Raw genomic sequence first — 21,401 nt, forward strand, 5'->3', positions numbered from 1 at the left:
TGTGGACCAGATTATTCAGGGCGCGCAGCAGCCAGCAATTCCTGTGTGTAGGGGGGCTGCGGTGATTCGAACACATCGTGGCTGGCACCGCGCTCGACAACCTTGCCGTCCTTTACCACGATGACATCATGGGCGAGCGCCTTGACCACCGCCAGGTCATGACTGATGAACAGGTACGTCAGGCCGTGCTTTTCCTGAAGCTCGCGCAGCAGTGCGACGATTTGTTTCTGCACGGTGCGGTCCAGCGCCGAGGTAGGCTCGTCGAGCAGAATCAGCGCGGGTTTCAGCACCAGCGCCCGTGCAATGGCGATACGCTGACGCTGGCCACCGGAAAACTCATGGGGGTAGCGATGCCGGCTCTGCGGGTCGATGCCGACTTCTTCAAGCGCCCGAATGACTTCGGCATCGCATTTGGCAGAGGCGAACTGGCTGTGCACCTCAAGTCCTTCACTGATGATCTGCGCCACTGACATGCGCGGGCTGAGGCTGCCGTAAGGGTCCTGAAAGACCACTTGCATCTCTTTACGCCACGGGCGCATCTGTTTCTGACTCAGGCCGTCCAGCGCCTGCCCGCGGAAGCGGATACCGCCGCGTGATTCCAGCAGGCGCAGGATCGCCTGGCCCAGTGTCGACTTGCCGGAACCTGATTCGCCAACGATACCGAGGGTCTTGCCGCGCTCGATACTCAGGCTGATGTCATCCACCGCCTTGAGGTACTCCTTGTGCCGCCGCAGAATGCCGCCGGTCAGGGAGAACCAGACTTTCAGATTATCGACCTGCAGAACCGTTTCCCGCGTGTCGCGTGGCAGCGGCTCGCCCGCAGGTTCGGCATCCAGCAGCAGGCGGCTGTAAGGATGCTGCGGCGATTTGAACAGCGACTTGCAATCGGACTGCTCGACAATCTCGCCGGCACGCATGACGCAGACGCGCTGCGCCACGCTATGAACCAGATTGAGATCATGACTGATCAGCAGCAGCGACATGTCCAGGCGCTGCTGCAGCTCCTTGAGCAGCAAGAGGATCTTGCGTTGCACGGTGACGTCCAGTGCAGTGGTCGGTTCGTCGGCAACCAGCAGTTCCGGCTCGCACGCCAGCGCCATGGCAATCATCACCCGCTGGCGTTGGCCTCCGGACAGTTCGTGCGGGTAGGCTTTCAGGCGTTTTTCCGGCTGCTGAATGCCGACCATTTCCAACAGTTCGACAATGCGTTTCTGCGCTTCACGGCCACTGATGCTGCGATGCAGCAGCAGCGTCTCGCCTATCTGTCGGGCCACGCTGTGCAGCGGGTTCAGCGAGGTCATCGGTTCCTGGAAAATCATGGCAATGCGGTTGCCACGCAGCTCGCGCAGGGTGCGCTGGTCGGCACCCACCAGTTGTTGACCCCGGTAGGTGATGCTGCCAGTGGTCAGCGTACCGTTGTGCGGCAGCAGTTGCAGGATCGAGTGCGCAGTGACGGACTTGCCGGAGCCGGATTCACCCACCAGCGCCAGGCATTCACCGCGGCGTACGTCCAGGCTCAGGTTGCTGACGACCTTTTGCCCGCTGAACGCAACGCTCAGGTCGCGGATTTCGATCAGGTTTTCCGGCATATCAGGACCTCGGGTCAAAGGCATCACGCAGCGCCTCGCCTATGAATACCAGCAGCGTCAGGATCAACGCGAGGGCAAAGAACGCTGTCAGGCCCAGCCAGGGCGCTTGCAGGTTCTGCTTGCCCTGGGCGATCAGTTCGCCCAGTGACGCGCTGCCCGCTGGCATGCCGAAGCCCAGGAAATCCAGAGCGGTCAGGGTCGAAATGGCACCGGTGAGGATGAACGGCAGATAGCTCAGCGTCGCAGTCATCGCGTTGGGCAGGATGTGACGCATGATTATCTTCCGGTCCCCCAGGCCCAGTGCGCGCGCTGCCTTGACGTACTCCAGGTTGCGGCCACGGAGGAACTCGGCGCGCACGACATCAACCAGCGTCAGCCAGGAAAACAGCGCCATGATGCCCAGCAGCCACCAGAAATCGGGTTCGACGAAGCCTGACAGGATGATCAGCAGGTACAGCACCGGCAAGCCGGACCAGACCTCCAGCAGACGTTGACCGAGCAAGTCTACCCAGCCGCCGTAATAGCCTTGCAGCGCGCCGGCAGAGATGCCGATCAATGCACTGATGAAGGTCAGCACCAGGGCAAATAGAATTGAAATACGTGCACCGAAAATCACTCGAGCCAGTACATCGCGCGCCTGATCGTCTGTACCCAGCCAGTTGCTTGCAGAGGGTGGGCTAGGCGCTGGTGTCGTCAGCTCATAGTTAGGTGTGTCGTCACTGAACGGGACTGGCGGAAACAGCATCCAGCCGTCGCCCTTGGTAATCAGCTGGCGCACACATTCACTGCGGTAATCCGGCTGGAAGGGCAGCTCGCCGCCAAACTGCTGCTCGGTGTAGCGTTTGAATACCGGAAAGTAGAGCGAGTGCTGGTAACTGACCATCAGCGGTTTGTCATTGGCGATCAGCTCACCGCCCAGAGTCAGGGCAAACAGCGCGCAGAACAGCCACAGTGACCACCAACCCCGGCGATTGCTGCGAAAGCGCTCGAGACGGCGACGGGCCAGCGGCGAGAGGCTACGCATCATGCATTCCTCGCGCTGAAGTCGATTCGGGGGTCAACCAGCGTGTAGCAGACATCGCCAATCAGTTTTATCAGCAGGCCGAAGACGGTAAAGATGAACAGCGAGCCGAACACCACCGGATAATCCCGCGAAACGGCCGCTTCATAGCTCATGCGGCCCAGGCCATCCAGCGAGAAGATCACTTCGATCAGTAGCGAACCGGCAAAGAACACGCTGATGAACGCCTGCGGAATACCCGACACAACCAGCAACATGGCATTGCGAAACACATGGCCATAGAGCACGCGCCGCTCGCTCATACCCTTGGCGCGGGCGGTAGTCACATACTGACGGGTTATTTCGTTGAGAAAGGAATGTTTGGTCAGCAGGGTCAGTGTGGCAAAACCGCCGATCACCAGCGCTGAAACAGGCAGCACCAAATGCCAGAAATAGTCAGCGATCTTGCCGACGGTGGTCAGTTGCTCGAAGTTGTCCGAGACCAGCCCGCGCACCGGAAACCAGTTCAGTGACGTGCCACCGCAGAACACCACCACCAGCAGCATGGCGAACAGGAAGGCTGGCGTGGCGTAACCGATGATGATCGCGGTGCTGCTCCAGATATCGAACTGACTGCCATGTTTGACCGCTTTGCGAATACCCAGCGGGATGGATACCAGGTATGTCAGCAACGTCGCCCAGAGGCCCAATGATATGGAGACCGGCATTTTTTGCAGAATAAGGTCGGTCACCGTGGCACCGCGAAAGAAGCTGTTGCCGAAATCCAGTCGGGCGTAACTCTTCAGCATCAGCCAGAGCCGCTCATGCAAGGGCTTGTCGAAACCGTATTGATGTTCGATCTGTTTGATCAGTACCGGGTCCAGTCCTCGGGACGCTCGGGAGTGTCCGGCATCGGCCGATTCGCTCGCCCCCGCGCCCACGGCCGCACCGCCAATTCCCTGCAAGCGCGCAATAGCCTGTTCGACAGGGCCGCCCGGCGCGGCCTGCACGATGAAAAAGTTGACCAGCAAAATGCACAGCAGAGTAGGGATGATCAGCAGCAGGCGACGCAAAATATAGCCGAGCATTCAGTGCATCTCCGAAACGATGGCTGAAGCACCGCGTTTTTCAGCGAACTGCTCATTGGTCAATGGCGTCGGGCTGATTTCCCACCATGTTTCGATGGCTTCATTGTTGCTGGCCTGGATTTTCGGAATGCCGAAACGGTTCCACCAGACGGTGGAGGAGCCTGGCGGGTAATAGTTGGGAATCCAGTAGTAGTTCCACTGTAGTACCCGGTCCAGGCAATGTGCATAGTCGGTCATGGCCTGCTTGTTGTCGGCCTTGAGCAGGCCTGCAATCAGGGTGTCTACGGCGGGGTCCTGAAGTGCCATGTAATTGCTGGAACCTGGGTCCATCGCTACTTTCGAACCAAAGCTGTTGTATAACTCGGCCCCGGGCGAGGTAGATACCGGGTAGCCGGTGACAATCATGTCGTAATCGCGGGCCATTACCCGGTTGAGGTATTGCGCGGAATCGATGCGACGAATATCAAAATGAATGCCGATCTGCGCCAGCGTGCGTTTGTAGGGCAGCAGCATCCGCTCGAAACCATTCTGTGCGTTGAGAAACGTAAAGCTGAAGGGTTCGCCCTTTGCGTTAACCAGTTGGTCGCCCTGTGGCGTCCAGCCAGCCTCTTTCATCAGCGCCAGTGCTTGCAGTTGCTTGTCGCGAATGAAGCCTGTGCCATCGGTTTTTGGCGTCTTGAACACGCTGTCGAACACCTGTTCGGGGACCCTGCCACGCAGCGGCTCAAGGATTTTCAGTTCGGCGGGAGTAGGCAATTCGCTGGCAGCCAGCTCCGAGTTGGAGAAGAAGCTGTCCTGGCGAATGTACATGTTGCGCATCAACTGCCGGTTGGTCCATTCGAAGTCCCAGAGCAGCGACAGCGCCTGGCGCACGCGGCGGTCCTGGAACATCGGTCGGCTCAGGTTGAATACGAAGCCCTGTGAGCTTTGCACCGCGCCCTTGGCCAGTTGGGGCTTCTGCAAGCGACCGTCACTGAGTGCCGGGCCGTCATAGCGAATTGAATAGCCGGTCGCTGAAAACTCGCGGTTGTAGTCGTAGGCCCCGCCCTTGAGAACCGTGCGTGCCACGTCAATGTCGCCGAAATACTCGATGCTGAAGGTGTCGAAGTTGTACAGGCCTTTGCTGACCGGCAGGTCTTTGCCCCACCAGCCTGGGTCACGTTGAAACGTGACGGTGCGCCCCGGGTCGACATGGCTGATGGTGTAAGGCCCGCTGCCCGGAGGAACTTCAAACCCCGCGCCACTGGCGAAGTCGCGGGATTTCCACCAGTGCTCCGGGAATACCGGCAGTGAAGCGAGGTCCAGGGGCAGGGTGCGGCTGTCGCTGTGCTTGAAGTCGAAACGGATCTGCAAGGGGGATTCGACTTCCAGGCCTTTGACCGCCTCAAACTGGGTCCGGTATTGCATGTTGCCTTGGGTCATCAGCAGTTCGTAGGTGTACTTGACGTCGTCGGCGGTAATCGGGGTGCCATCCGCGAAACGCGCCTTCGGGTTGAGGTAAAAGCGCAAGGAAAGGCCGTCTGCACCACGCTCCATTTTCTCGGCGACAAGTCCGTAGACCGTATAAGGCTCATCCATAGAGCGTATGGCCAGCGGGGCATAGAGCAGGCCATTGATCTGCGAAACCCCCATACCTTTGTCGGTAAACGGCATCAAGTGATCGAACTGACCTATTTCAATGGCCGAGCGGCGCATGCTGCCGCCATTCGGGGCGTCCGGGTTCACATAATCGAAATGTTTGAAGTCGGCAGGGTAGCGCGGGGCCTCGCCGTAAACGGTCAGTGCGTGTTGTGGTGCTGCAGACAGCGATTGAACAACGCCAACGAAGGTCAGCGTCAAGGCGAGCAATGATGGAAAAACAAAACGCATGACTCGAATCCTGACTGACGTTCGCAAGCGAATGTCAGGGTTAAAGGCGACTGACTGTAAAGGTATGGCGAAATCCCGGCAGCGCTCATGCACCTGCGTCGCGGTATCTTCTACAGACAAATGGTCGCTTCGCCAAGCCGCTACGAGCAGGCAACGGTATTAACGGCCACCTGCAAAAACGGCCCATCCGAAGATGAGCCGTCTGGTACTCAGCGCAGCAGGATCAGTCCTGGCGGCTGGTCACTTCCAGCAGGTGGTAACCGAACTGAGTCTTTACCGGACCCTGAACGGTGTTCACCGGAGCACTGAATACGACAGTGTCGAATTCCTTGACCATCTGGCCTGGACCGAACGAACCCAGATCACCGCCCTGACGGCTGGATGGGCAGCTGGAGTTGGCCTTGGCGATTTCAGCGAAATCAGCGCCGCCTTCGATCTGAGCCTTGAGTTCGTTGCATTTTTCTTCGCTCGAAACAAGGATGTGGCGGGCAGTGGCTTTAGCCATGGGGAATAATCTCCTGTGAAAAAAAAGAAACAGCCTACCGGATTCAGTGCGGTATTTCCCGACAAAGTTCCTTCGCTCTGTTTATCTGTAACGCAGACGGTCAACCGCGCAACGCAATAGCTGTTCGGTGCCTTCCCAGCCAAGGCAGCCATCGGTGACCGAAACGCCGTACTGCAGCGTCCCGCCCAATGCCTGGCAGCCGTCGAACAAGTGGCTCTCGATCATCATGCCGATCAGCGAGGTATTGCCGGCCAGGCGCTGTTCAAGAACATCGTTAAAGACGTGGGGCTGGCGTGACGGGTCCTTGCCACTGTTGGCGTGGCTGCAATCGACCATGATTCGCGATGCGATATTGTTTTTGGTCAGGCTGGCCTGCACCCGAGCGACACTCTGGCCATCGTAGTTGGGGCCGCTGTGGCCGCCGCGCAGCACAATGTGAGTGTCCGGATTGCCCTGCGTCTGGATGATTGCCGGATGACCGTGACCGTCCATGCCGAAGTGGCGATGCGGATGCGCCGCTGAACGCATTGCATCGCTGGCCACCGCGACGCCACCGTCAGTGCCATTCTTGAAGCCGACTGCCATGGGCAGCCCGCTGGCCATTTCCCGATGGATTTGCGACTCGGTGGTACGTGCGCCGATCGCGACCCAACTGAGCAGGTCATCGAAATAGCCCGCGGCCATGGGTTGCAGTATCTCGGTGGCAATCGGCAGGCCCATTTGCAGCATGTCACGCATCAATTGTCGCGACAGCGCCAGGCCTTCAGCCATATCGTCACTGCCGTCCAGATGGGGATCGTACGCCAGGCCTTTCCAGCCCACTGTCGTGCGCGGTTTTTCGACGTAGGCGCGCATCACCAGCAGCATCTGATCACTGACTTGTGCCGCAAGGCCGGCCAGTCGCTCGGCATATTCACGAGCAGATTGCGGGTCATGGATCGAGCAGGGACCCACGATAACGAGCAGTCGCGAGTCTTCACCTTCAAGGATGGCGCGTACGGCGCGGCGATGGGCAGCAACCTGTTCGGTCAGCGCTGCATTCAGTGGCAGGCGCATTTTCAGTTCAAGCGTGCCGGGCAGACGTTTTGAGGAGGGGCTGTTGTCTGCCAGAGCAACGGCATGGCTGGACAGGTCGGACGGTTTTACGGCAACGGACGAATTCATATTCTGGCTTCCTGGGCTGGCGGTGCAGTACCGCGCAGACCTACTGGGGTGTTCGACAAAGGGCCGTATTGGCCGGGCGTTTGTGGTTGCCACCTGGCAGTGACCGAACGGAGGCGGCAGGCTGTCCCGAACGGAGATGGCTAAATCGCCAGGCGAAGTCGATGTCGTTGCGGTAATAAGTGGCGTAGTTCATGTCGTAGTCCTCAATGTGCAGCGTGATATTTATGAAGGGTTGAAAATACCTGGCCCTGAAAAAACAAAACCCCCGGTCGGGAAGCCGACCGGGGGTAGAGAATTCTCTGGTTGGCGTCCCCTTGAAGTGGGCGCCGGATAGGTATCAGGCGCGCCAGTGGCTAAACCAATACCCATAATAAGAGTTGAGCTGAACAGGAGCATTCACCGAGGCAACCCGCACAGCCACAGCGCATGCACGGCAGGAAATGCCGGTAGCCGCTTTAAGCAGTGATGAAGTGGATTGCAGCATGGTGGGTCTCCGTTGATTGCTCCGAAGCTTACTTCAGGAGCGGCGGCGCATTCAATTGGAAAATTCAATCACCAGGATTATCAATGGCTACGAGCATTGACGTGGTGGTCCAGAGGGCGAGGGGTAAACCGCTCAACGGCTGATGACAGTTACCTGGCGGCAGGCTATGGTGCGGCTAGGCTTCTACATATTATATTGCGCCTGCAGTCTCCGGGAGGATCAGCTACTCTTCACCCATTACTTCTTCCTGCGGGGTTTGCATGTTCGGGATGGTCCCGATCTTCATGCCCAGCAATACGGCTACCTTATGCGCTTCACCGCGCCTGCCTTTCTTGCGGCCCGCCAGCACCTGGTAAGTTGTCGCCGGATCAATGCTGTTTTCCCGAGCGAATTCCTGAACAGATTTTCCCTGTTGTTCGAGCCAGGCCTTGGCTTGTGCGGCGGTGCGTATTCCGGGCATAGTTCAAAACCGTTCAAATCTATTCAATTCCGCGGGATTCTAACATTCGTTAGGATGGCTTTAACAGGATCATAGATTCAAATGAGTGGAATCGGTTGTCGGCTGAGAAAAGAACGAGAGCGTCTGAGCATGTCTCAGCGTACCTTCGGTGAAATAGGGGGAGTTGAGGCTAACGCCCAGGGAAAGTATGAAAATGGTGATCGTGCGCCCAAGGCCGATTACCTGGCTGCGGTGGCGGCCAAAGGTGTGGATGTGCTCTATGTGCTGACGGGAGCGCGCACGCCGGTGCCGATTGACAACCTCAGTGTGATCGAAGAAAAGATTCTGGGTAATTACCGGGTGTTGGCCAAGGATGATCAGGATGCGATCAGGCGTTTGACGACGACCATTGCCGAGCTTTCCGCTCCTGAAAAGCTTCCTTAGGGTAAGCATTGCGAGGCGGACATGCAGCCTGCTTTCCTGCGGCCTGTGGGGTTTTTTTCGTCGTTCTCGAAGCACCCACCGTCAAGTTGTCGAGAGTCTGAGTTCGCAGTGCTAGGTCTGACTCATTGTTTTTGTTATGGTGATTGGCATTCGTTATGACCGTTGCGCGAGGTGTCTGCTTGATTAAGGTGCTAGTTGTCGATGACCATGATCTTGTCCGGACAGGCATCACACGCATGCTGGCCGACATAGACGGTCTGCAGGTTGTCGGGCAGGCTGATTCCGGCGAGGAATCACTGAAGAAGGCGCGCGAGCTCAAGCCTGACGTTGTACTCATGGACGTCAAGATGCCGGGCATCGGTGGGCTGGAGGCGACGCGCAAGATGCTGCGCAGCCACCCTGATATCAAGGTCGTCGCAGTCACTGTCTGTGAAGAAGACCCGTTTCCGACCCGTTTGCTGCAGGCAGGTGCTGCCGGGTACATGACCAAGGGTGCGGGGCTTGCCGAAATGGTCCAGGCCATTCGCCTGGTGTTTGCCGGTCAGCGTTACATCAGCCCGCAGATTGCCCAGCAATTGGCATTGAAGTCGTTTCAACCGCAGGTCAACAATTCGCCGTTCGATCTGCTTTCCGAGCGTGAAATCCAGATTGCCCTGATGATCGTCGGCTGCCAGAAAGTTCAGACCATCTCGGACAAGCTGTGCCTGTCACCGAAAACCGTTAATACCTACCGATACCGTATCTTTGAAAAGCTCTCGATCAGCAGTGATGTTGAACTGGCTTTGCTCGCTGTACGTCACGGCATGGTTGATGCCAGCGCCTGAACATGACCCAGACTTTCGATCCAAGTGCATTTCTCGCGACCTGTAGCGGTCGTCCCGGCGTCTACCGTATGTTCGACGCCGAAGCCACACTGCTTTACGTCGGCAAGGCCAAGAACCTCAAGAAGCGTCTTGCCAGCTATTTTCGCAAAACCGGACACGCGCCCAAGACCGGAGCGCTGGTGTCGCGCATCGCCCAGATTGAAACGACCATCACGGGCAACGAAACTGAAGCGCTGTTGCTGGAGCAGACCCTCATCAAGGAGTGGCGGCCGCCCTACAACATTCTGCTGCGTGACGATAAGTCCTATCCCTATGTGTTTCTGTCCGATGGTAACTACCCGCGACTGAGTATTCATCGGGGAGCTAAAAAGGCCAAGGGCCGTTATTTCGGGCCTTACCCGAGTGCCGGCGCGATTCGCGAGAGCCTTAGCCTGCTGCAGAAGACCTTTCAGGTGCGGCAGTGCGAGGACAGCTACTTCAAGAACCGCACGCGTCCTTGCCTGCAATACCAGATCAAGCGCTGCAAAGGGCCATGCGTCGGTCTGGTCGAGCCTGAGGTGTACGCCGAAGACGTACGTCACTCGGTGATGTTTCTCGAGGGACGCAGCAATGCCCTGAGTGACGAACTGAACGCCTCCATGGAAAAAGCCGCGATGGCGCTCGACTTCGAACGCGCAGCCGAGTTGCGCGATCAGGTCGCCTTGTTGCGCCGCGTCCAGGATCAGCAAAGCATGGACGGCGGTACCGGCGATGTCGATGTGGTCGCCGCGTTCGTCAACCCTGGCGGTGCCTGCGTGCACCTGATCAGCGTGCGGGGCGGGCGGGTGCTGGGCAGCAAGAACTTCTTCCCGCAGGTCGGCATAGAAGAGGAGGTCGGCGAAGTGATGTCGGCATTCCTGGCTCAGTATTTCCTCGGCGGCATCGACCGTGAGCTGCCGGGCGAAGTCATCGTCAATGTCATCAACGACGATTTCCCTGCGTTCGTCGACGCCGTCGAAGAACTGCGCGGTGTCGAGATGGTTATCAGTCATCGCGTGCGCGGCACCCGGGCGCGCTGGCAGCAAATGGCGGTCACCAATGCCGAGCAGGCACTGACTGCGCGGCTGGCCAACCGTCAGCATGTTGCGTCGCGGTTCGAAGCGCTGGCCAAGGTGCTGGGGCTTGAAGATCCGCCAATGCGCCTCGAATGCTACGACATCAGCCACTCCAGTGGTGAGGCGACCGTAGCGTCCTGTGTGGTGTTCGGTCCGGAAGGCCCGATCAAGTCCGATTACCGGCGTTTCAATATCGAAGGCGTGACGGCAGGCGACGACTATGCCGCCATGCACCAGGCCTTGACCCGACGTTACAGTCGCATCAAGGCCGGGGAGGGTAAGCTGCCTGACGTGCTGCTGGTGGACGGCGGCAAGGGCCAGATGTCCATGGCCCGTGATGTGCTCAATGAATTGCAGGTGCCCGATCTGATTCTGCTCGGTGTCGCCAAGGGCACCACGCGCAAGGCAGGCTTTGAAACCCTTTACCTGAACGACGCAGCACATGAATTCACGCTGCCCGGCGATTCTCCAGCGTTGCACCTTATCCAGCAGATTCGCGACGAGGCCCACCGTTTCGCAATCACCGGTCACCGCGCGCGGCGCGGCAAGACCCGGCGCACCTCGACCCTTGAGGGCGTTGCAGGCGTCGGGCCGACCCGGCGTCGTGACCTGCTCAAACATTTCGGCGGATTACAGGAATTGTCCCGTGCCAGCATCGATGAAATCGCAAAAGCACCCGGAATCAGTAAAAAGCTGGCAGAGTCGATTTATGCAAACCTGCACAGCGAGTAGAATGCCCGCTCACCTCGTAGCCAGTTGTGCCGATGAATATCCCTAATCTGATCACCGTACTACGCGTTTTATTGATTCCGATCTTCATTTTGCTGTTCTACATGCCTTATCACTGGAGCTACATGGCCGCCAGTGCAGTCTTTGCGTTCGCTGCGGCGACCGACTGGCTCGACGGGTATCTGGCCCGCCGTCTTGAACAAAGTACGCCTTTTGGCGCCTTTCTCGACCCGGTAGCAGACAAACTGATGGTGGCCGTGGCATTGGTGCTGCTGGTTCAGGCGCATGCCAATCTGTGGCTGACGCTGCCCGCAGCGGTGATCATCGGTCGCGAAATCGTGATTTCTGCACTCCGCGAGTGGATGGCGGAAATCGGCGCGCGTGCGCAGGTTGCCGTTTCCAATATGGGCAAATGGAAAACGGCGGCGCAAATGCTCGCGCTGGTCATTCTGCTGGGCAACCCGCCTGCGATCACTATCTGGGTGATTCTCGGCTACGCATTGCTGCTCGTTGCAGCGGGGTTGACCCTGTGGTCGATGGTGCAATACCTCAGAGCCGCGTGGCCGCACCTCAAGACTACGGCAGAAAAAAAATAAGTTTTTGAATCAAGGGCTTGACGCAGCTTTCTGAAACGCTAGAATAGCGCCCGTCATCAAGACAATGCGGGAATAGCTCAGTTGGTAGAGCACGACCTTGCCAAGGTCGGGGTCGCGAGTTCGAGTCTCGTTTCCCGCTCCAAATATAAATCCATGTATGCACAAGAGGCATATGGGATTAACAAAAAAGACGCTTAGGCGTCTTTTTTCGTTTTTGCGGTAAATATCCCGGGTTTACTTTCTTGTGATGTACTTCTGATTGTCTGAAGCAGTTTTGGCGTCCGAAGCCATATAGCCGTCGCCACCTCAAGCAGTCGAAGGAACAGTAGACCGGCTGGAGGCCATTATCGGGCACCCGCTGCGCACCTACGAAGACTTCGGCAAGGAAGCCACCGTCGGTTGAATTCGCCGGCAGGGCAGCCATCCTGCCGGGTAAGAAACCCGGCAGTCAGTGCTTTAGTAGTTCACCCAGACGGCATCGTTATTGGCAGACTTTACCCAGCGCACACCTTCTACGCCAGTGTCGATACCCGGCTTGGCAGCCCATGCCATGCGTTGCCCCTGAACTTCGAAACTCATCTGGTCAGGGCGTTCATCCCTCCATTCGATACTCGCCTTCCCGACTACTATTTATAATGTTGCTCGAACACCGCTACCTGCTCCGGTGTAATGAGTTGGAAGGGCACCCAGACCTCGGCGTCGACAGGCTCGCCTTTGATCATTTTTATGGCCGATTGCAGAGCTGTGGTCGCCTGGGCCTTCGGGTCTTGAAACACCGAGGCTGCCAGCATTCCACGTTTAATTGCCGCCAGGCCATCAGGCAAGCCGTCAATGCCTACAATTGCAACTTCCCCCTTCGCTTTGCCAGCCTGTTGTAACGCCATGGCGGCGCCGATGGCCATCTCGTCGTTATTGGCCACGATGGCATCAAAGGTTCTGCCCGCCAGTAGCCAGTTACTGGTCAGGTCCATACCTTTGTTACGTTGCCATTCCGCTGTTTGCTGCTCGACGATCGTTATGCCCGGATAGTCCTTGAGCACCTGTTTGACGCCTTCGCTGCGGTCGTGTGTCGAGTTCTGCGCGAGGTCATCCATGATGAGCGCGATAGTACCTTTGCCTCCCATCTTTTCTGCCAGATAGCGCATCTGCAATTGTCCTGCCTCAATGTCGTTGGACGCCACGGTGGTAACGCCCTTGGGCAAGACGCGCTCATCCGGGTGACGGTTGACGTAGACAAGCGGCATCTTTGCCTCGACCGCTGCGCGGGTCATATTTGCCGTGGCGGCGGTGTCCACCGGCAAGACGATGACCGCATCCACTTTCTGGCTGAGAAAGCCCTGAACCTGATTGATTTGGCGAACGACATCGCCTTGAGCGTCCTCGAACTGGAGCTGCACATTCTCTTTTCGGGCAGCTTCTTCCAGGCCGCTGCGCACATAGGTCATGAAGTTATCGTCGACTCTGGCGATCGTGACGCCAATTCGGTAGCTCGCAGCAGCCCATTGGCTGGAAACCAGTAACAGCACGGCGATAAACAGTTTGCAGAAGGGCATGAGACGTTTCCTTTTGTTGTTATGTGTGACGTTCACCAAGACCTGTCATGAACGTTTCCAGCGCTTTTCACGAGAGCTTGCCAAGGTGTTCCTCAAGCTAGGGTGAAGGCTTTTTTGAAGCGTTCCAGTGCTGCTTCGCTGTTGCCACTAGCCCAGCCTTCAAGCCCGACGACACCCGTGTAGCCCATATCGAACAACGCTCTGGCAATGGCGGGATAATGAATTTCACCTGTACCGGGCTCTTGGCGACCGGGAACGTCGGCGACCTGGATTTCTCCTATGGCGCTGCCTGAGCGCTGGATGAGTTCGATCAGGTTTCCTTCGCCGATTTGCGCGTGATAAAGGTCCAGGTTCATTTTCAGGTGCGGGCTACCCACGGCCTCGATCAGGGCCAATGTGTCTTCAGCGCGAGCGAACGGGGTGCCGGGGTGGTCGACCTCGGTATTCAGGTTTTCCAGCAAGAATACCCGGTCAGCCTCTTCGCCAAGGCGAGCGATTTTTTCCAGCGTTTTGCAGGCACTCAGCCACATGCGTCCATTGACATGAGCCACCGGATTGATGGGCAGACCTTTGTCGTCAAGGCCCGTGCCATGCAGGTTCAGGCTCGGGCAATTGAGCCGGGCGGCAACCGCGAGGGATTCGCGTGCGCTGTCCAGCAGGTGCTGGATTGCGTCGGCATCGGTCAGATTGCCGTGGGTGTAGCCGGTCATGGAGGTGAAATTCGCCCCTGTGGCAGCCAGCGCTGCGATGTCCTTATTGGCCCAGCTCCATATTTCGGCGCTGAAGCCCAGCTCGTGAATACGCCTGACACGCTCGGTGAAGGGTAAATCCAGGAACACCATCTCGGCGCTGACCGCTAATGTGAACGGTATGGAGCTCATGCGTCGACTCCTCGTGATACTGCTACCGGCCGGCCTTGCTGGAACGACTCGATGCAGGCGCGCGCAATGGCCAGCGCCGCTCGGGCATCTTCGCCACTGGCCAGGGGTTTGGCCCCGGTACGCAGGCAGTCGGCAAAATGATTGAGTTCGGCGATGTAGGCGTCACGCAGCAGGTCGGTGTCCAGTCGTTGTGAGTCGGCCTGTATGCCATTGGCCAGATAACGGGTCAGATCAGATTCACTGACGTTGCCCATAGTCAACATGCCGGCACTGCCGAAGACCTCGCCCCGGACGTCGTAACCGTAGACAGCCTGAAAGCTGGCTTCAGCGGTGGCAATGGCACCGTTGTCGAAGCGGATCATCACCACCGCTGTGTCCAGAAACCCATTGTTCTTGTAATCCGGTGCAATCAGCGCATCAGCCATGACGAACACGCTGACTGACTCGGCGCCGGGGTTCAGGTAGCGCAGGGTATCGAAGTCATGAATCAGCGTTTGAAGAAAGATCACCCATTGCGGCGAGGCTGCCGGATTGTTCAGCGCAGGATCTCGGGTTAACGAGCGCAACAGTTGCGGTGTACCTATACGCCCCTCAACCACGTTCAGATGAGCCGTACGAAAGCTTTTGGCGAAGCGACGGTTGAAACCGACTTGCAAGGGCACGCCGGCATCGGCGGCCGCAGCGATAGCGCGGTCGGCTTCCTCGAGAGTGATCGCCATGGGTTTCTCGCAAAAAATGCCCTTGCCGGCCCGCGCCGCGCTGATGACCAATTCTGCGTGGCTGCGCGCGGGGGCAGCGATCAGCACGCCATCCAGGTCTGGGTCGTCCAGCAATTGCTGAGGGTCGGTGTAAACCCGATCTACCCCTAACTCTGCGGCCAGACGCGACGCCTGGCCCGGAGTGGGGTCGGCGATGGCCGCAAGGCAGGCACCGGGAATATGGTGGGCGGCGGTCTGGCCGTGGAAGCGGCCCATGCGACCGGCGCCAATCAGACCAAGGCGGAGAATTTTTTTGCTCATGAAATAACCCTTTTTAATTGTTGTTCGATTATTTCCCGGCCGTAAGCGCGCCGGGCAAAAGGGGGAGAGCAAAGGCTATGCCATAACTTAAGCTATTGATTTTAAACGTTTATTAAAAATTTCCATTCAAAAAGTGTTCATTTTAATGACATGTCTATACTGACATGTTGAATATATAAACATGGATACATCAATGTCCTCACAGTCTGCGACCTTCAGCGTGCAAGACCTCGGATACCTCACCGCATTGGGGACTGTGGCACTCAACAGCGGTCCCATACCCGAACTGGAGCAGGCCTGGCGGGCGCGCCTGAGTGGCGTTGACGAGCGCCCGGCGACGGTCAGGAAGGTTATTTGGGATTCCTGGGGACGCAGCATCGCAGGCGGCGTGAACCCTGAAGACAGCGACTACCGGTTTGTCGACCCTCAACACCTTGCGGCTACTCTGGCGGCCAATCGGGTTTTGATTGCCGCAGCAGCTCAAGTGATGCGCGGCTTGCTTGCCTATAACCCGAGAGGCCATATCAACCTCACCGATGCTGAGGGCACCACACTGTATTTTTGCGGGCTGGATCTGACGCCGGTGGGTACGCGTTTGCTGGAGTCGGTGCAGGGCACCAACTGCACCGGGCTGGCCCTGGCTGAAGATTCCCTGGTGTATGTACTGGCAGAGGAAAACTTCGGTACAGGCCTTCGTCAGCGGCGGATGCATTGCGCTGCGGCGCCCATCCGCAATGCCCAAGGCAAGACCCTGGCGATGCTGACCCTGACCGCAGAACCTGGCTGGTTCCATTTTCATACGCTCGGCACTGTCCAGGCGGCGGCCGAGGCCGTCTCGCGGCAAATGGCCTTGCAGGCGCTGCTGGAAGAACAGCAAACCGTGCTCGAAGTGCTCAACGAAGGTTTGGTGGTACTGGACGAACGAGGCTGTATAAAAGCGCTCAATCGCTATGCCCGGCAGCTTTTTCGGGTCGGCCTGGATTTGCTGGGCAGCCCGTTCCAGCGTCTGGGGCGCAGTGATTTGAACGAACAGATTCTGGCGCGTATCGGTGAAGGGCTGCGGGACCTGGACTGCACCTTTGAACTGCATGATTTCAGCCAGTTGTCCTGTCTGGTTTCGGTATGCCCACTGGAGCAGGGCGGGCGCGTGGTATCGCTGCGAGAAAATCGGCGCATTCGGGAGATCACCCGGCGAATTATCGGCACTCAGGCCCGTTACACGTTCGAGACCATTCAGGGCCGTTCACGGGCGATTGCAGATGCCGTGCATTTTGGGCGGATCGCCAGTCGCAGCGATTCCACCACCTTGATTCTTGGCGAAAGCGGCACCGGCAAGGAGTTGTTCGCCCAGGCGATCCATAATGCGAGTGACCGCAATAGCGGGCCTTTTGTGGCGGTCAACTGCGGTGCGATTCCCCGGGACCTGGTGCAAAGCGAGCTGTTCGGCCATGTCGAGGGCGCATTCACGGGTTCGGCTAAAGGCGGGTCGGCGGGCAAGTTCGAACTGGCCGATGGCGGCACGATCTTTCTTGATGAGATCGGCGACATGTCCTTCGACGCGCAGGTCAGCCTGTTACGGGTGTTGCAAGAGGGCGAAGTAACCCGGGTCGGGGCGAAAAGCTCGCGACCAGTGGATGTACGCATCATTGCCGCCACTCACCGTAACTTGAGTCAGGCAGTGGCCGAAGGCGCCTTTCGTGAAGATCTGTATTACCGACTCAACGTGCTCAACCTGACCGTACCGCCGCTGCGTATGCGTCGGGAAGACATAGCCTTGCTGGCGCAACATTTTCTTGATCGTTGTGCCCGTTCATTGCGCAAGTCAGTGCTGGGGCTTTCTGCGCAAGCCCTGGAATTGCTGGTGGCTTATAGCTGGCCGGGCAACGTGCGAGAGCTGGAAAACAGCATTGAGCGCGCGACCAATCTGGCCACGGGTGAGCTCGTCCAGCCCGCCGATCTGCCCCTTGAAATCAGGCAGCGCAGCGGCCCCGCGGTGCCGGGCCGGCTGCCAGTGCCTTTGGCGGCCCATGACCTTGGCACCCACGAAATGCACGCGATTATTGCGGCGCTCGAAAGCACCCGAGGCAATATTCGCCTCGCAGCTCGACAGCTGAACGTTTCCCGCGGCGGGCTGTACAACAAAATGAGTCGATTCGGCTTGAACGCCGCCGATTTTCGAGGGCTCTGACGCCGGTCAGGCGTCGGTATTCTCCGAGGTCACGATCTGTAGCGGTACATACACCCGGTGCCTGAGCGGATCGAAGCTGTTGACGGTCTGCAACTCGATCAGCAGATTTACCAGTGCTTCGGCAATTTGAAGAGGCTGGGAGTCGATCACCACGTCAACCAGCCCGTTCGCGAGTGCGAGGCGCGACAGTTCGGTGGACTCCTGCAAAATGCAGCACAGCGCTGGACGTCTGGGCAGTTGCGAGAGGGCACTGATGATGCCGTCGCCACCACCGCCCACCACCGCCCACCACGCACAGCCCGCGCAGATCGTCATGATTGCCCAGCAATTCCAGGCTCGCCTCTTCGGTGATATCACAGTTGTCGAGGTTGATCAGCGGCACCAGAGGACGTAACCCCGGCGCATGTTCTGCCAGGTAACTGTGTAGCCCTTCAACCCGCGCCTGATGACCGAGAAAGCGATGGCCGCCGAGCAGAATGCCGATGCTGCCTTTGCGAGCACCGCAGGTACGTGCCGGCAGCCAGCCCATGGTGCGTCCGACCTGATAATTGTCCTGACCGACGTAAGGCTCATCGGCCTTCTCATGAATGTCTGAAAGCAGCGCTATCACCGGGACGCCAGCCTGGCGAATCTGTTCGAGAGCAGCGTTGATCAGCGGGTGGGCGAAGCTGACCACCGCCAGGCCGTCACATTGCACCGCCAGTTGTTCGAGTTGGGCAACGATGGCGGCCGGGCTGCGATCAGTCACGTATTCGAACTGGCAGGTCAGATTGGCCCCGATACGACGTTGCGCGGCTTGGCCAATGGCCTGAGCGAGGTTGGCATAGAACGCCTGGGCGGTGTTCAGCAACAGAATGCCGAAACGGTAAGTGGGACGTTGCTCGACAATGCGCTGCGCAATCAGCCGTGCGGCGAAATAACCCACTGCTTCCGCGGCCTTCAGCACCTGCTCGGCGGTAGCGGGGTTTACCGGAGCGCGGGCGTTGAGCACGCGATCGACAGTCGCGACACTCAAGCCTGCCTGCGCGGCAACAGTCGCGATGGTGGGGCGCTTATTGTTATTCATGACATGCCCTTGAAGCGGCTTGATAGAAAACTATCAAGCACCGCAGATGCTCGATGATAGCTTGATAGTGAATGTATTCAAGGCCTTGAGAGGGGGGTGGGTGCTCTCTATATTTTCTTACGCAAAGTTCCTGAAACCTCACACTTGCGGAGAATAATAACAATGCCTCAAGACACTGCAGCCTGTCAGCGCGACTATAGCCTGACCGGCCCCGAAGCTGCCCGTGCAGCGGAAAAAGGCCTGGTATCTGCCGAGTGGTACCAGTCGCCCATCTCTCGTCAACGCATGAAACAATTGATGCAGCGCCGCGACGGCCCGGCCTTGCTCGACACTGCCATTTGGTTGCTGGCGCTGCTGGTCAGCGGTTTTGGCGGCTACTGGTTCTGGGGTTCCTGGGCATGTGTGCCGTTCTTCCTGGCTTACGGCGTTCTTTACGCCACAGCCTCCAACCCGCGCTGGCACGAGACTGGCCACGGCACCGCGTTCAAGACCCGGTGGATGAATGACGGGTTGTACCAGGTGGCCAGTTTCATGTGCATGTTCGAGCCACATGTATGGCGCTGGAGCCATGCGCGGCATCATACCGACACTATCGTGGTAGGTCGCGACCCGGAAATTGTCGAGCCACGGCCGCCGAGCCTTGTGATGATGTTCCTGACCCTGTTTCAGATTCCCTTGCTGATCAAAACAATGGGCGGCGTGTTCCGACATGCTTTTGCGCACATGAGCGAGCAAGAGAAGGATTTCATCCCGGTATCCGAATGGCCCAGAGTGTTTCTGGCCGCGCGTATCTGGCTCGCCATTTATGCCGGAGTGGTTGCTGCGGCACTGTATCTGCAAAGCTGGTTACCCCCCATGTACGTCAGTTTGCCCATGCTTTATGGCGGCTGGCTGTCTTACCTGTTCGGCCTTACTCAACATGTGGGGCTGGCTGAAGACGTGCTCGATCATCGCAGCAACTGCCGCACTATCTACATGAACCGCGTGCTGCGCTTTCTGTACATGAACATGAACTACCACCTTGAGCACCATATGTACCCGATGGTGCCGTATCACGCGTTGGCGCAACTTCATGAAGAGATCCGCCACGACTGTCCGCCGCCTTATGCCAGCCTCGGCGAAGCCTTCAAGGAAATTATTCCAACCCTCCTGAGGCAGCGCCGCGACCCGACCTATTTCATCAAGCGCCAGGTGTCACATGCTTCAGCGCCTGCCACCGCCGCACGTCCCCAGCCTGAAGCGACCTCCGGCTGACACTTTCCGGTTGTTCCCGAACGAGAGAGAAAAACCATGAACAATCAATGGATTGATGTATGCGCCGTGGGCGAAATTGATGAAGAAGACGTCATTCGCTTCGATCACGGCCCGCATACCTATGCCGTATACCGTTCCGCCGACAACGAATTTTTCGCCACGGCGGGCCTGTGCACCCACGAAAAGATTCACCTCGCCGACGGGCTGGTAATAGATCACGTCATCGAATGCCCTAAACATAACGGCCGTTTCGACTATCGCAATGGCAAAGCCCTGGGAGCACCCGTGTGCGTCAATCTCAAGACCTTTGCCGTACGGGTCGAAGCCGGGCGGGTTTTGCTTGCGGTCAGTGACTGAAAATCAGGAGTGCATGCCATGAATGCTCCATTGATTATCGTTGGCGCGGGTCATGCAGGTGGCCGTGCAGCGCTGACCTTGCGCGATCAGGGTTACGCCGGCCGACTGATACTGATCGGCGCCGAGCCGCACGTGCCGTATGAGCGCCCACCTTTATCCAAGGGCGTGCTGCGAGGCTCCGTGGACCTGGCCGGTTGCAGCCTGTGTGCGGACACGCGCCTCACTGAGCTGGGTATCGAGCATCTGACCGACAACCCGGTAAAGAGCCTCGACCCGCAGGGTCATCGCCTGCAGTTGGCTGACGGCGATGAGTTGCCTTACAGCCGATTGCTGTTGGCGACCGGGGGCAGGGCGCGTTGCCTGGCACAGATCCCCAGGCACCTGAGCAATGTTTTCTACCTGCGCACCCACGATGAAGCATTGGCGTTGCGGGGTGCCTTGATCCACGGTTCACGCCTGGTGGTCATCGGTGCCGGGTTCATTGGCCTTGAAGTTGCGGCGACGGCGCGGGCTCTAGGCTGCCAGGTGACGTTGCTCGAAGCAGGCCCTCGTCTGGCCGGGCGCGTCTTGCCTGAAGAAGTGTCCCGGGCATTGCTGGATTTGCATCGGCAGCACGGCGTCGATGTACAACTCAATGTCGTGCTTGAAGGCTTGCAAGGCAATGAGCGCGCCGAGTCAGTGCTGCTGGTCGACGGCCGGAGTGTGCCTTGTGACGCAGTGGTTGTCGGCGTTGGCATGCAGCCGAACATCGAGCTTGCAGTAGCGGCTGGCCTTGCCGTGGGGCAAGGGATTCGTGTCGACGATCGACTGCGCACCAGCGCCCCGGACATCTTCGCCGCCGGTGATGTGTGTGAGTATCGCCTGCACCCCGAGGGGGTATATCAGCGGCAGGAGACCTGGCGCAACGCCGAAGCGCAGGGGCGCCACAGCGCATTGAATATGCTGGGGTACGATCTTCCGTTCCAGGAGGTGCCCGGCTTCTGGTCCGATCAGTACGACTGGAGCGTGCAGACAGTCGGTGTAACCACGCAGCCCCTGCCTTCAGCCAGCCGCGCATTGGCCTGCGGTGGGCGGTTGCTGTTCTACCTGGATGCGCAACAACGACTGCAGGGGGCCTGTGGCCTGGCGCTGGGCAACAGCGTTGCCAAAGATATCAAGCTGTGTGAGCACCTGATCGTTGCCCGAACTCCGCTGAGCGTCACCATGCTCAACGACCCCGAGTGTTCGCTCAAACAACTGCTGAGGCTCTGACTCTGAC

The 21,401-nt window shown here is 58.4% G+C and carries 19 protein-coding genes, 1 tRNA gene and 1 pseudogene; 9 read left to right on the top strand and 12 right to left on the bottom strand.

The window, feature by feature from the left end; translation table 11 throughout:
• Positions 1–11: 11 nt before the first annotated feature.
• The 7 genes from LJU29_RS11570 to LJU29_RS11600 form a co-directional block, all read right to left on the bottom strand.
• Positions 12–1,589 (bottom strand): ABC transporter ATP-binding protein, encoded by a 1,578-nt coding sequence (locus tag LJU29_RS11570; protein ID WP_257112715.1) that lies wholly within the window; start codon positions 1,587–1,589, stop codon positions 12–14.
• A gap of 1 nt (position 1,590) precedes the next feature.
• Positions 1,591–2,613, bottom strand: a complete 1,023-nt coding sequence (locus LJU29_RS11575) for an ABC transporter permease (protein WP_257112716.1) — start codon at positions 2,611–2,613, stop codon at positions 1,591–1,593.
• Positions 2,613–3,677, bottom strand: a complete 1,065-nt coding sequence (locus LJU29_RS11580; RefSeq protein ID WP_005747402.1) for a microcin C ABC transporter permease YejB — start codon at positions 3,675–3,677, stop codon at positions 2,613–2,615. Before LJU29_RS11580 ends, LJU29_RS11575 begins: the two co-directional genes overlap by 1 nt.
• Positions 3,678–5,546 (bottom strand): extracellular solute-binding protein, encoded by a 1,869-nt coding sequence (locus tag LJU29_RS11585; RefSeq protein WP_257112392.1) that lies wholly within the window; start codon positions 5,544–5,546, stop codon positions 3,678–3,680.
• Between the two features lie 223 nt (positions 5,547–5,769).
• On the bottom strand, positions 5,770–6,051 hold the full coding sequence (locus LJU29_RS11590) for a peptidylprolyl isomerase (protein ID WP_002553340.1): 282 nt from the start codon (positions 6,049–6,051) through the stop codon (positions 5,770–5,772).
• 81 nt (positions 6,052–6,132) lie between these two features.
• Entirely contained in the window at positions 6,133–7,215 is a 1,083-nt protein-coding gene (locus LJU29_RS11595; RefSeq protein WP_057424192.1) for a 3-deoxy-7-phosphoheptulonate synthase, read from the bottom strand.
• 707 nt (positions 7,216–7,922) lie between these two features.
• Complete coding sequence (locus LJU29_RS11600; RefSeq protein WP_002553342.1) at positions 7,923–8,159, bottom strand: DNA-binding protein; 237 nt, start codon at positions 8,157–8,159, stop codon at positions 7,923–7,925.
• Positions 8,160–8,288: 129 nt separating this feature from the next.
• Here LJU29_RS11600 and LJU29_RS11605 point away from each other — a divergent pair, with 129 nt between their 5' ends.
• The 5 genes from LJU29_RS11605 to LJU29_RS11625 all read left to right on the top strand — a co-directional run bounded on the left by LJU29_RS11605 (position 8,289) and on the right by LJU29_RS11625 (position 11,967).
• Positions 8,289–8,582, top strand: a complete 294-nt coding sequence (locus LJU29_RS11605; protein ID WP_005746418.1) for a helix-turn-helix domain-containing protein — start codon at positions 8,289–8,291, stop codon at positions 8,580–8,582.
• Between the two features lie 179 nt (positions 8,583–8,761).
• Positions 8,762–9,406, top strand: a complete 645-nt coding sequence (gacA, locus tag LJU29_RS11610) for a response regulator transcription factor GacA (RefSeq protein ID WP_002553344.1) — start codon at positions 8,762–8,764, stop codon at positions 9,404–9,406.
• Positions 9,407–9,408: 2 nt separating this feature from the next.
• Positions 9,409–11,232: an excinuclease ABC subunit UvrC gene (gene uvrC / locus LJU29_RS11615; RefSeq protein ID WP_005732030.1), complete on the top strand. Its 1,824-nt coding sequence runs from the start codon at positions 9,409–9,411 to the stop codon at positions 11,230–11,232.
• Positions 11,233–11,264: 32 nt separating this feature from the next.
• The gene (gene pgsA / locus LJU29_RS11620; RefSeq protein WP_002553346.1) at positions 11,265–11,825 is read left to right on the top strand and encodes a CDP-diacylglycerol--glycerol-3-phosphate 3-phosphatidyltransferase; all 561 of its coding nucleotides are present in this window, start codon (positions 11,265–11,267) and stop codon (positions 11,823–11,825) included.
• A 66-nt stretch (positions 11,826–11,891) separates the two neighbouring features.
• A tRNA-Gly gene (locus tag LJU29_RS11625) sits at positions 11,892–11,967 on the top strand.
• Positions 11,968–12,281: 314 nt separating this feature from the next.
• Here the strand turns inward: LJU29_RS11625 and LJU29_RS11630 are convergent.
• The 4 genes from LJU29_RS11630 to LJU29_RS11645 form a co-directional block, all read right to left on the bottom strand.
• Positions 12,282–12,404 (bottom strand): hypothetical protein, encoded by a 123-nt coding sequence (locus tag LJU29_RS11630; protein ID WP_005756266.1) that lies wholly within the window; start codon positions 12,402–12,404, stop codon positions 12,282–12,284.
• Positions 12,405–12,451: 47 nt separating this feature from the next.
• The gene (locus LJU29_RS11635; protein ID WP_257112399.1) at positions 12,452–13,378 is read right to left on the bottom strand and encodes a sugar ABC transporter substrate-binding protein; all 927 of its coding nucleotides are present in this window, start codon (positions 13,376–13,378) and stop codon (positions 12,452–12,454) included.
• A gap of 92 nt (positions 13,379–13,470) precedes the next feature.
• A complete protein-coding gene (locus LJU29_RS11640; protein ID WP_257112401.1) occupies positions 13,471–14,259 on the bottom strand; it encodes a TIM barrel protein in 789 nt (262 codons plus the stop codon).
• A complete protein-coding gene (locus LJU29_RS11645; protein WP_257112402.1) occupies positions 14,256–15,278 on the bottom strand; it encodes a Gfo/Idh/MocA family oxidoreductase in 1,023 nt (340 codons plus the stop codon). Before LJU29_RS11645 ends, LJU29_RS11640 begins: the two co-directional genes overlap by 4 nt.
• Before the next feature lie 193 nt (positions 15,279–15,471).
• Between LJU29_RS11645 and LJU29_RS11650 the strand changes: the two genes are divergently transcribed.
• Positions 15,472–17,466, top strand: coding sequence for a sigma-54 interaction domain-containing protein (locus tag LJU29_RS11650; protein WP_057423228.1), 1,995 nt, complete (start codon positions 15,472–15,474; stop codon positions 17,464–17,466).
• 6 nt (positions 17,467–17,472) lie between these two features.
• Here the strand turns inward: LJU29_RS11650 and LJU29_RS11655 are convergent.
• Positions 17,473–18,573: pseudogene (locus LJU29_RS11655) on the bottom strand (LacI family DNA-binding transcriptional regulator).
• Positions 18,574–18,694: 121 nt separating this feature from the next.
• Between LJU29_RS11655 and LJU29_RS11660 the strand changes: the two are divergent.
• The 3 genes from LJU29_RS11660 to LJU29_RS11670 are packed head-to-tail and all read left to right on the top strand — an operon-like array spanning position 18,695 to position 21,394.
• The gene (locus tag LJU29_RS11660) at positions 18,695–19,786 is read left to right on the top strand and encodes a fatty acid desaturase family protein (RefSeq protein ID WP_257112403.1); all 1,092 of its coding nucleotides are present in this window, start codon (positions 18,695–18,697) and stop codon (positions 19,784–19,786) included.
• 36 nt (positions 19,787–19,822) lie between these two features.
• The gene (locus LJU29_RS11665) at positions 19,823–20,143 is read left to right on the top strand and encodes a MocE family 2Fe-2S type ferredoxin (RefSeq protein WP_003376651.1); all 321 of its coding nucleotides are present in this window, start codon (positions 19,823–19,825) and stop codon (positions 20,141–20,143) included.
• Between the two features lie 18 nt (positions 20,144–20,161).
• On the top strand, positions 20,162–21,394 hold the full coding sequence (locus LJU29_RS11670; RefSeq protein ID WP_257112406.1) for an NAD(P)/FAD-dependent oxidoreductase: 1,233 nt from the start codon (positions 20,162–20,164) through the stop codon (positions 21,392–21,394).
• The last annotated feature ends 7 nt before the right edge of the window (positions 21,395–21,401 follow it).

It is taken from the genome of Pseudomonas ficuserectae (genome assembly GCF_024584585.1).
Lineage (GTDB): Bacteria > Pseudomonadota > Gammaproteobacteria > Pseudomonadales > Pseudomonadaceae > Aquipseudomonas > Aquipseudomonas amygdali.